Origin of the sequence: Thiemannella venezuelensis (assembly GCF_014203605.1) — a bacterium.
GTDB lineage: Bacteria > Actinomycetota > Actinomycetes > Streptosporangiales > Streptosporangiaceae > Planomonospora_A > Planomonospora_A venezuelensis.
Genome location: NZ_JACHJJ010000053.1, coordinates 1 through 11,106 on the forward strand (window position 1 = coordinate 1; position 11,106 = coordinate 11,106).

At 68.2% G+C, this 11,106-nt stretch carries 8 protein-coding genes; 2 read left to right on the forward strand and 6 right to left on the reverse strand.

Going from position 1 to position 11,106, the window contains the following annotated elements; translation table 11 throughout:
- Positions 1–83: 83 nt before the first annotated feature.
- The gene (locus FHS22_RS36720) at positions 84–5,381 is read right to left on the reverse strand and encodes a DNRLRE domain-containing protein (protein ID WP_184948816.1); all 5,298 of its coding nucleotides are present in this window, start codon (positions 5,379–5,381) and stop codon (positions 84–86) included.
- A gap of 28 nt (positions 5,382–5,409) precedes the next feature.
- Positions 5,410–5,730: a hypothetical protein gene (locus FHS22_RS36725; RefSeq protein ID WP_184948817.1), complete on the reverse strand. Its 321-nt coding sequence runs from the start codon at positions 5,728–5,730 to the stop codon at positions 5,410–5,412.
- Positions 5,731–6,554: 824 nt separating this feature from the next.
- On the opposite strand from FHS22_RS36725, the gene FHS22_RS36730 reads away from it, so the two are divergent.
- Complete coding sequence (locus tag FHS22_RS36730; protein WP_184948818.1) at positions 6,555–7,853, forward strand: site-specific integrase; 1,299 nt, start codon at positions 6,555–6,557, stop codon at positions 7,851–7,853.
- Positions 7,854–8,029: 176 nt separating this feature from the next.
- Here FHS22_RS36730 and FHS22_RS36735 read toward each other — a convergent pair whose 3' ends face one another.
- The gene (locus tag FHS22_RS36735; protein ID WP_184948819.1) at positions 8,030–8,362 is read right to left on the reverse strand and encodes a helix-turn-helix domain-containing protein; all 333 of its coding nucleotides are present in this window, start codon (positions 8,360–8,362) and stop codon (positions 8,030–8,032) included.
- Positions 8,362–8,733: a type II toxin-antitoxin system RelE/ParE family toxin gene (locus FHS22_RS36740; protein ID WP_184948820.1), complete on the reverse strand. Its 372-nt coding sequence runs from the start codon at positions 8,731–8,733 to the stop codon at positions 8,362–8,364. The genes FHS22_RS36735 and FHS22_RS36740 overlap by 1 nt, the downstream gene beginning before the upstream one ends.
- 547 nt (positions 8,734–9,280) lie before the next feature.
- On the opposite strand from FHS22_RS36740, the gene FHS22_RS36745 reads away from it, so the two are divergent.
- Positions 9,281–9,997, forward strand: coding sequence for a hypothetical protein (locus tag FHS22_RS36745; RefSeq protein WP_221474591.1), 717 nt, complete (start codon positions 9,281–9,283; stop codon positions 9,995–9,997).
- Here the strand turns inward: FHS22_RS36745 and FHS22_RS37595 are convergent, their stop codons facing one another.
- Complete coding sequence (locus FHS22_RS37595) at positions 9,998–10,216, reverse strand: hypothetical protein (RefSeq protein ID WP_221474592.1); 219 nt, start codon at positions 10,214–10,216, stop codon at positions 9,998–10,000. It lies immediately after the preceding gene.
- A 101-nt stretch (positions 10,217–10,317) separates the two neighbouring features.
- The gene (locus tag FHS22_RS37600) at positions 10,318–10,782 is read right to left on the reverse strand and encodes a zinc-binding dehydrogenase (RefSeq protein ID WP_338048122.1); all 465 of its coding nucleotides are present in this window, start codon (positions 10,780–10,782) and stop codon (positions 10,318–10,320) included.
- Between the last annotated feature and the right edge of the window lie 324 nt (positions 10,783–11,106).

Below are 11,106 nucleotides of genomic sequence, written 5' to 3' on the forward strand. Positions count from 1 at the left end.
GCCCGCCGTGACCTCCTCGATCACGACACGGCCTTCGCCATCTACAACCTCTGATCAACCATCAGCAGGCCGGACAAAACCCTTCAACGCCGGGGTCGTGCCGGAAGCCTCAGTTGCGGCGGGAATAGGAAGACCCACGGCGCTGGCTTATGCTTCTTGGTACCGCCATCGTCGTCTTCCTGCCACCCGGCGTACCCGATCCAAGCGGTCCAGCATGCGGAATAGGGACGCTCCTGCGTGCGGGAGTAGGAGTCGACAAATCTGGGTGCCATTTGGGTGGCGAGGCAGTCGTCCACCGACAGGTGCTCGTACTTGAAGTTGGGGCCAGCGGCAGCGGACCTGGGGGCCACGGTCGGTGTAGGTGATGCCGAGGATTTCCCCGTTGGGGGAGCTTGAGCGACCGAACCCGTCAGGAGAGTGGCGACATCCCCGGCGCCGAGTGACCGCTGGTAGATCTCGACCTCGTCGAGGTCTCCCTTCATCGTGCTGCCCAGAGTCATGGCCGTATCCGCGTTCCACACCGTGAAGCTGATCGGCGCGGTCTTGATGAGGGTTCCGTTGAGGTACAGCGAGGCGCTCTTGGCCGTGGCGTCGTAAACGCCGGCCAAGTGGAACCACTCGTCGACCGGGGGTTCGACGTCGGACAGCACGCCCTCGATCGTCGCATCTGCGGCGTCGGTGCTGGTGAAGGTGAAGGCCAGCCCGTGGTCGGCGGTGTTGCCGAACCGGAACGGTGCGGTGTGGGTGCCCCTCTGCTCAAGGACGGTGTAGTCGCCATCCTTGTCGCTCCAGCGCAGCCAGGCAGCGGCGGTGAAGCTCTGGTCGGTGCGGATCACCGGTCCGGTGGTCTGGGCCAGGGGTTCCTCGCCCGGCTGGATGACGTCCACGGTGACCTGCTGCCAGTCCGACCAGGCCGAGGCGGCCTGCTCGGTGACCGCGCGCAGACGCCAGCGCACCTTCCACCCGTCGGCCAGTTTGTCCACCGGGATGGCGATGCTCGCCTGGGTACCGGACGCGACGTTGTCCACGGCGCCGGTCCAGATCTGGCCACTGCCCTGCCCCGCGGGTGCGGCCGGGTCGTGCTCGATCTCGGCTTCGGCCCGCAGCGCCTGGCCGGCCGGGTGGGTGAGGGTGGCCTGCAGCGTGGGGGTGAGCGTGGTACTCACCGTTGTGCCGTCCACCACCTTCGACGGGGTGATGGTCAGGCCGGTGGCGGTGGGCTTGGGCAGGCTGACGGTGAAGGACTGCCAGTCCGACCAGGCCGAGGCGGCGGTGGCCGAGACCGCGCGGGCCCGCCAGCGGACCTTCCAGCCGTCGGTCAGTGTGTCCGCCGGGACGGTGATGCTGGCCTGGGTGCCGGTCGGCACGTTGTCGGCGCTGCCGGTCCAGATCTGGCCGCTGCCCTGACCTTCGGGTGCGGTGGGGTCGTGCTCGATCTCGGCCTCGGCCCGCAGCGGCTGGCCGGCTGGGTCGCTTACCTGGGCCAGCAGTGCCGGGGTGCGGGTGGGGGTGACGGTGGTGCCGTCCACCTGCTGGGACGGGGTGACCTGCAGCGCGCCCACGGCCGGCTCGGACACCGGATCCGGCACGTCGACGGTCAGGGTCTGCCAGTCCGACCACGGTGAGCCGACCGTGGTGGCGGTGTTGATCGCCCGGACCCGCCAGCGCACCTTCCAGCCGTCGGTCAGCTTCCCCTCGGGCATGGTCGCCGACGCCTGGGTGCCGGAGGCGACGTTGTCGAGGCTCCCGGTCCAGATCTGCCCCGCCCCTTGGCCGGTCGCGGCCGGGTCGTGTTCGACCTCGAACTCGGCGCGCAGCGGCTGGGTGGCCGGGTCGGTGACCGTGGTGTGCAGGGCCGGGGTCAGGCTGGTGGTCACGGTGGTGCTGTCCACCACCTGGGAGGGGGTGACCTGCAAGGCGCCGACCGTCGGGTTCGGCACGTCCACGGTGGCCGTCTGCCAGTCCGACCACGCCGAGGTGGTGGCGGCGGTGGCGTTGGCCGCGCGGGCGCGCCAGCGGATCTTCCAGCCGTCGGTCAGCTTCCCGGCGGGCACGGTGACGGTGGCCTGGGTGCCGGAGGTGACCGCCGACGAGGCACCGGCCCAGATCTGGCCGCTGCCTTGCCCGGTGGCGGCCGGGTCGTGCTCGATTTCGAACGCGCCGGTGAGGCTGCCGCTCGCGCTGTCGGTGACCGTGGCGGCCAGTTGCGGTGTGAGCGAGGTCGTCACCGTGGTGCCGTCCACCGCCTGCGCCGGCGTGATGGCCGGGGCCGAGACACTCGGCGCGGAGGCCGGGCCGCTGGTGGTGATGGTCAGCTTCGGCGGCAGGTTGAAGTCGGTGTCTTCGGAGGAGGTGAACACCCGGTAGTTGTTGATGTTCGCCTCGCCGGGCGACTTGAGCACCAGCCCGTGGTTGGCGGCGCCGGCGGCCCAGTCCTGGGCGATGCCGGTGACGTTCCACTCCATGCTGTCGGGGTGGGTGGCGCAGTCGGAGGTGACGCCCTTGAAGTTGGTCGAGGCGTCCTCGGTGGTGTGGGCAGGCTTGCCGGCCCAGTACAGGTTGTCCGGGTTCCACGTGCCGGTGAGGCGGGCGACCTGGATGCCGTTGGCGAGCGCGGCGCCGCAGTTGTGGCTGTCGATGGTGTTCATCGACAGCGTGGCGGCGGTCACCGTGCTGCCGGGCAGGCCGGTGGTGTCGAACCGCAGGTGTAGCCGGGACTTGAGCCCGCCTGTCATGGTGCCGGCCATGATGTACTGGTTGTCCGGGTAGGCGGGCAAGTCGATCGTGTCGTTGGTGGAGACGTCCACGTCGGCACCGAGCGGCAGCGTGACCGCCGAGGCCACCCGCACCGGGTAGGTGGTGGAGGCGTCGGCCAGGAAGGCCTGGTCGGGCGTGATCACCAGCTCGGTACGGCCGTCCTTGGTGACCAGGTCCGTACCGGCCTCCGCATGTTTGGCCAGGGAACGCCGGCCCTTGGCGCTGCCGTCCGACATGGCCGGACGTGCGGCCGAGAAGACCGGCTTCTTGTCCTTGCCCTTCAGCAGCAGCCGGCCGCCCTTGCCCTCGGTCAGGGTCAGGCCCTCGTCAGCTACGCCGATCCGCAGCTTCAGCGGCTTGGACGGCCGCTGGCGCAGCACCACCTCATGCCGGAAGCCAGTCGGCAACGCCGTCACCACCAGGTCAGCGCCCATGCCCACGCCCGCGGCGTCGGTGTAGGTGGCGACATTGCCCTTGATGGCCGGCTTGGGCAGCGGGGTCGGCCACGTCAGCGCGTAGGACTTCCCATCGGCGGACATCTTCACGAACGGACCCGTGCCACCGGCGGAGAGTTCCACGGCCGCACCTTCGGCGAGGGCCTTGGGCCGCAGCTTGCCGCCCTGCTCGGCCAGCGTGGTATCGATCGGCACCCAAGCGTTGCCCTGCCGGGTCCGCACCGGACCGGCCGTGACCTCGGTCTTGTACGTCTTTCCGTCGGGCTGGGCATGGGTGATACTGGTCGCGGTCGTCTGATCGGCTACCTCGACGGCCTTGCCCTGATGAACCGCCTCACGAGACGCAGTGACCTGCGCCTGTGCGGGCATGTTCGACACCGCGCTTCCGTTCTTACCGGTGATCCACCCCGCTGTGTCGTTTAGCGTCGCGTCATGGCCCTGTCCTGACGAGTCGGTAGCCGTGCGGCCGTCTCCCTCATCAAACGTCCAGCGGCCCGCAGACTGCCTCACCGTGGTGAAGGACCAAGTGTAGGGGGCCATCATGTTTTCCCCCGAGTCGATCGCTCCCGAGACCTCGACCGTGTAAGTGGTTCCTGGCTTCAGCGGCTGCGCCGAGGTGAAGGTCACCATGGTGTTGGTGCTGTCGTAGGTCACCGTTCCTGGGGCCTCGACGCCGCCAGCATCCTTGAGGATAAAGCGAGCGTTATCGATTGGCTCATGGAAGGTAACTTTCAGCGTCGTGTCGAGGGGGACGTCGACGGCATCGTTGGCAGGTTCGACGGTGACCACTTGTGGCACGCGGGTGTCTTCACCACCGCCCTCGTAGCCTTCGTCGTTGATGTCGAGCTGATCCGTTGTGACTTCGTACGCCTGACCATCGCGCTGTCCCGCGATCTGACTGGCGAACTCTTTGCTGATCGAAATCTGCTCGCCGTCCACGGGCTCATATACCGACCGGGCGAGGGCTTCCTCGTATGACGGAAGGCTCGTGATCGGGTCGGGAGAGGTGAAGAAGAAGTCATCGACGACCGGGGGCGGCGGAAGTTCGACGTCGATGGTGAGGATGGGTGGGTGGGGTTGCTCCTTGCAGGCTTCCAGCGGTGGCGTATCGCAGCCGCCGGCCTCCTGGGGGCTGTAGCGCCGCCAGTTGCGCACCTCGGACTCGTCACCTGCGGTGAGCTGGATGCCGTAGTTGGGGGCACCGTCGACCCACGCCTGGGCGATCTCGTCGAGCGAGTGGATCAGGTTCCCGGCGCGGTTGCAGTCTTCGCTGTAGGCGCCGTACTCGGTGTCGGCGCCCGCACTGGTGACGTACGGCTGGCTGCTCCAGCTCAGCGGTATCTCCTCCCAGTCGGAGGTGATCCGCCGCGCGATGATGCCGGAGCCGCCGCCCGCCCCGCAGTCATTGGACTGGTAGTTCCACAGGTGCAGGTCGGCGTTTTGCACCGTGCTGCCGGCGAACTCGGCGGGAATGGTGGGGAACTTGAGGTAGCCGCGCCAGCGCTTGGCGATACCGCCGGCGTAGGACTTGCCGGCCACGATCTCGGTCTTGTTGAAGTTGTTCCAGCTGTCCGTGAGGTCGTAGTCGTTGATGTAGGTGTCCCGGCCGTCTTTATCCTGCTCGCCGGTGTGGCCTTCGTACCAGTCAGAGGCCGCGGCGGTCATCGTCACCGGATACGTCGTTGCCGCATCGGCCAGGAACGCGGCGTCCGGCGTGAACACCAGGGTCTTGCCGTCTGCGGCGAGCGTGACGGCGGCCTTGCCGATCTTGCCCGCATCGAGCGGGGCGCCCGGGTCTGTGGCCTTGGCGTCCTGCAGCAGGGTCGGCCGGACCTCGGTCAGCGTCTTGCCGTCCTTGCCCACAATGGCAGGCCGGCCCGCGGCGTTCTTTGTGAAGGACATGCCCTTGGGCAGGTCGAACGGGACCCGGAAGGAGAGCGGGCCGGTGGGCCGTTCGGCGATGGTGATCTGCTGCCGGAACCCGGTGGGGTTCGCGGTCACCACCAGGTCGCGGCCCTTGCCGTAGGCGGACCGGTAGGTGGCGGTGTTGCCCTTCAGCCTGGGTTCGGGCAGGGCCGACGGCGTGGTGATCTTCGCGGTGGCGTCGGCCGCCTGGCTCTTGAGCAGGGTCTTGTCCCGGCCGGCGGACAGGACAAGCTCTCCCTTCACGGCCTTGGGCTTGATGACGCCGTCCGCCTCAACCAGGGTGGTGTCGATCTGTGAAGCCCTTGCCGTCGGCCTTCTTGACGCGTATGGGCTCGGTGGACAGCTCAACCCGCAGCGTCTTGCCGTCGGGGTTGGCGAACAGCGTCGTGCTCTCGGTGTTGCGCTCGGGGATCTCGACGCGCTTGCCGGTCTCGCGGGCCTGCTTCTTGGCCGCCTCCACCGTCTCGTCCACGGCGGGCTGCCCGCCGCTCTTCGGGGCGGGAGGGGTAGAGGTCTGGGCGGGGGCCGGGTCGGGGTCCCGCTCGGCCCAGGACGGAACCGCGGTCAGGCTGACGACCATGGTCGCGGCCACAGGGCGGTGGCGGTGGCGCTCGCCAGGCGGCGCCTGCGCCTTCGGGGGCTGGGGGAGAGCGGTAAGGGCTCTTCGCTTCCTGTCGTTAAGTTCACTCAGGTCTCCTGCGTGCATGCAAGTGGCCCACGCCGAAGGCGCAGGCCACCCGAACACGTGTTCGGCCCACAGAAGCTATCAGTAAACTTTACGTAAAGAAAGATCTGTGATCAAGCTGGCTTTTGTGATCAAATTGGGTAGCGACCTGCGGGATCGCAGGCAGGGGACGGTGGCGTAGGACGTCGCTGTAGCGAGAACTGGACTGGCGAGTCTTGGATGTTGAGACTTGTCGAGGATGCGGTCATCAAGACCGGGCGTAGGTTCGCGGCGGTGAATCGCCCCAACTTCGGCGGAGACCACCACAAGCCAGGGATGTACACCGCTTCAAAAGCCGTCATAGAGTGCTTGACCTGCGAGTCAACCTGAGGCGTGGCTCAGGAAAGATCGCTTCTTGTGTCTCTCCGTCTCCTTTACCTGCTCATGATCGGGCTGTTCGGCGGCGGGTGCTCCTGGGCAGTGGTCAAGCGTCCAAGAACATGGAGATGCCGGTGCTGCAGCGTCAGGTCGCCCGGCCGAAGCCGGACTGGGCCGATCGAGCGGTCCTGGCCCCCTGGCGCGGTTCTTGCCTCTGCCCTGCACGTTCATCGGCTGGGGTCACGTCCAGGCGAAGTGGTGTAAGGGCTTTCGGAGCGCTTCGGGTTCGTCGGGCTCGAGGCAGACCACTCTGGTGTAGGCGGGGGTACTTCAGTCAGCTCGCCGTTCCTTCTTGGGAGAGGAAGGAGACGGCGATGAACAAGAACCATCCGGCGGTCTACAAGCGGTGCGGCTGCACCGGGCAGGACCGGTCGTGCCCGAGGCTGGCTGAGGACGGGCACGGCTCCTGGTACGTCGCGGTGCAAGTGCTCGGCTTGTCCGGGCGGCGCGAGCGCCTGCGCCGCGGCGGATACGCCAGCGCCGAGGAAGCCGAGCAGGCGGGCCGGGACCTGCTCGTGGTCGACAGCGACGGTTCGGTCGGGGCGGGGTGCACGCTCGCGCAGTGGCTGCGGTACTGGCTGGCGACCGTTCAGGGGATTCGGCCCCGCACCCGCCAGAGCTACGCCGACCACGTACGGCTGCATCTGATCCCGGCGCTGGGCCGGATCCCGCTGACCGAACTGTCCACCCGCGAAGTGCGACGGCTGTTCACGCGGCTGGCCGAGCGGCGCAACCGGTACGGAAAGCCGCTGGCGGCCTCCACGCTGGAGCGGATCCGCGCCACGCTGCGGGCCGCGCTGAACGAGGCCGTCCGCGAAGGACTCATCCACAGCAACCCCGCCCAAAGGCTGCGGCTGCCCACCGTACGGCGCCCGTACGCGCGAGTGTGGACCGAGCGACGGGTCGCGGCCTGGCAGGCCACCGGGGAACGACCGACGGTGGCGGTCTGGACGCCCCAGCAGCTGGCGGCGTTTCTGGACGTCGTTCGCGACGATCCGCTGTTCCCCTTATGGTGGCTGGCCGCGCTGCGCGGCCTGCGCCGGGGCGAGCTGGCGGGCTTGCGCTGGGTGGACCTGAGCCTGGAGACGGCCGAACTCACCGTGACCCGGCAACTCGTGCACGCCGACGGGCACCTGCTGGAGTTCCCGCCCAAGAGCGCGGCCAGCCGGCGCACCATCGCCCTCGATCCACACACGGTGCACCTGCTGCGGCGCCACGAACGCGCCCAGCAGGCCGAATACGCTCGCGTTGGGCGGTGCTGGGATGAGACGGGGTACGTCTTCACCCGCCGCGGCGGTGCTCCAGTGGCACCGGACTACCTGACCGTCCGGTTCCGTAGGCTGGTGGGCGCCAGCGGGTTGCCGCCGGTGCGGCTGCACGACCTGCGCCACGGCGCGGCGTCGCTGGCGCTGGCCGCGCACGTGGACCTGCCGGTGGTGCAGGGCCAGTTCGGGCACGCCAGCATCGTGCTGACCGCCGACACCTACACCTCGGTACTGCCGCAGACCCATCACCAGGCGGCCGCAGCGACGGCCCGGCTGGTGATGGCCGCGGCGCGCAAGACGGCGCGGACGATCCGCAACGGGCGGTGGGCGCGCATGACCCAGCTGTGACCCAGGCCTGTCCCAGGTTGTGATCGCGGGTTCTCCCGGGCGGGAGAACCCGCAGGTGAAGGTGGTAGGGCGCCTGGGACTCGAACCCAGAACCTACGGATTAAAAGCGCGACAGGCGAGCAACCACCGAGCAAACATAGGGCCCTTGACCAAGTGACCATGGGTCCCGGACTGGCTCAGGCGACCTTCACGGTGTGGTCGCCGAAGTCGGCCACCACGTCCAGCGTCCCCCCCAGGGCGACGACGTAGGAGCGCAAGGCGTCCAGGCCGCCGATCTGACCGTGCTCGATCTGGGACACGCGCGCCTGAGAGACGCCCATGCGTTCGGCCAGGAGCTTCTGGGAGATGCCCAGGCGCTTGCGCATCTCAGCGAGCTGGGTGCCGCGCAGTTCCGCCCGGAGCTGCTCACGGCTGGCCTCTCGGGCGGCGACGCGCTCGGGGGAGTCCCACTCGGGATCGATCTCACGGATCTTGGACTTGGTGTCGGACCACTTCACGAACTCGCTCATCAGTCTTCCTCCTCCTTCTCGGCGCGGTATGCGGCGTAGCGTTCCTCCGCCAAAGGGATCGCCGTGCGGTACCACCGGTTCCATTCCCCTGCTTTGTCTCCGGCGACCAGCACGATGGCCTCCCGGGTGGGATCGAACACAAAAAGTAGGCGAATCTCCGCGTCGCCCGGTACTCGGGGTCGCAGTTCCTTGAGGTTGTGCAGGACGCGGGAGTGGTGGATCCGGTCGACCAGCGGGCGGCCGAGTTTCGGGCCCTGCAGGGCGAGCTCGTCCAGCGCTTCCTCGATCTTCTCCGCGGTGGCCGGGTCGTTCTTGCAGATGTCGAGGAACCAGGCGTTCACCTCGGCGTGCAGTGTGATCTCCCAGGCCATACAGCCAATATAACGGATCCTTATATAATTTCGGTACTGTTGTGGGAACGTCGTCGGAACCGAGGCCTCTATCGGAGGTCGCCGGACGGCCCGCCCCGTCGGTGCGACGGTGTGGCCACCGACGCCCCCGTAGTGCCAGGCAACTGTCCCGCCTCTGGGCGCGGCGTTCAGGCGACGGTCGTAAGCGGACCAGATCTGCGTTCGGTCTTGGCCGAGTAAGTCGATCACTGCAACGGTCACCAGCCGCACCAGTCCCAACGACAACTGCTACCCGATCACGATGAGCAGACCGTTGTACCGCTGGAAGGCCGGATTGAACCCCGAAAGGGGCTCGATGGTCTGATCGACGAGCGCCGCGAAGTCGTGAAGTCCTGTCTGAAAGCTTCGCGTCTGCCGACAACGTCATCCAGCCAGGTCATGGGCTTGCTGGGAATTGCTCAACGCGCGTGATCCCCCGCTGCTCGGAGTGCGGCATGATGATCGTCCGTGCTCTTTCGCCCGGCCTACCTCGCCGTCACGAACACCTTCCGCGCTGCGGTTGCTGCCGATGGGCGATCGGGACAAGGACGTCGAGATCCTTGCTCTCCGCCACCAGATCACCGTTCTCGAACGGCAGTTCGGCGCCGGCGCCAGGGTGAGATTCGCTCCCGAGGACCGTGCCTTTCTCGCGGCCCTGCTGACGTCGCTGCCCCGCGAGGTCTTGCGCCGGGTGCGGCTCCTCGTCCGCCCGGACACCGTCCTGCGCCGGCACCGCGATCTGATGAGACGTCGTCATGCCGGGAGCTGCCGGCCGAAGCGGCCGGGGCGCCCGCCCACGGTCCGTTCCATCCGCGCACTCATCCTGCGCCTGGTCTGGGAGATCCTTAAGCAGGAAGGCGTTGATCCGGCACCTGAGGGGGCGTCTGTCACCTGGGCTGACTTCCTGCGCTCGCAAGCCGAGGCGCTGCTGGCCTGCGACTTCATCGAGACCGTCACTCTTACGGGGCAGCGCCAGTACATCCTGGCCGTCATCGAGCACGCCAGCCGGCGCGTCCGGGTGCTGGGCACTACCGCCTGCCCGACCGCGGTCTGGGTCGTCCAGGCGATGAAGAACCTCGTGATGGACCTGGAAGAGGCCGGCTGCCGGGCCCGCTACCTGATCCGTGACCGGGACGGGAAGTTCCCCGCCCTCATGGACGAGATCTTGGCCGAGGCCGGTATCCGGACCGTGCTCACCGGTGTCCGCGTGCCACGCATGAACGTGGTCATGGAGCGATGGGTATAGTCATGCCGCCGTGAACTGCTCGACCGCTGCCTGCTGTGGAACGAGCGCCATCTGCGCCACGCCCTGCGTGAGTACGAACGGTTCTACAACCAGCACCGCGCCCATCAAGCCCTGAACCAAGCGGCCCCGCTGCGCACTGTCCCGGTCCCGATCACGGATCCGATGCGGATCACCGAGCTGAGCGTACGCAGACGCGACCGACTCGGCGGGGTCCTCCACGAGTACGCACATGCCGCTTGAACTGCGTGGATGTAATTTTCGGCAGGCGCACAGTCCTTCGGCGGCTCGCTCCAGCGGTAGGACGGTGGTGGCGCCCACCTTCAACGTTTCGGCGGCAGCCTGGTCGGCGAGGGCGGAGATGAGGCCGCGGGCCGGGTCGGCGATGACGATGGAGCCCGTGAGGCCGGCGGCGGCCAGTGCCGTCTCGCTGACGACGCCCAGCGTGCTGACGACCGTGCCGCTCTTGCCAACGGCGCCGAGCGCCAGACCGTCAGGGATGTGGAGACCAGGTCGATGAGGGTGTCGACGCTGTCGGGGTAGGCGGCCCGTACCTGCTCGCTCACCGCCTCGGCGGTGTAGTCGACCACGAACGAGGCGCCGAGCTCAGTGAGGCGCTCGACGTCGTCGCGGGTTCCGGTCGCCACGACGGTCGCGCCGCGGGCGGCCGGCAACTGCATGGTGTGGGAGCCGACCCCGCCGGAGGCGCCCGCGACCAGGACGGTCCGGCCGGGAAGCGGACCGACCGCCTCGACGCAGGCGACCGCCGCGGCACCGGCGAGGGGCAGCGCGGCGGCGGTTGGCGAAGTCGAGGCCCGCCGGCCTGGGTGCGACGTTGGCGACGGTCAGGAGGGCGTAGTCGGCCAGGGTCCCGGCTTGGACCGGCGGGGCGAACAGCACGTTGCCGAAGACCTTTTGTAGCGGTACAAGCACCGCTACGCCGCCTGAGTGGGCGTCGAAGCTGTCATCTCGCAAGGCCTGCGGCGCTGCGGGCTGTGGAGATGCCGTTACATCGGTGACTCTGTTGCTCAATTTCGGGGTCAGGCTGTGAGCCGGTAGCTGAGGCGGACGAGGTTGCTGGTCCGGGGGCGTACAGGACCGCTGGTCCAGTG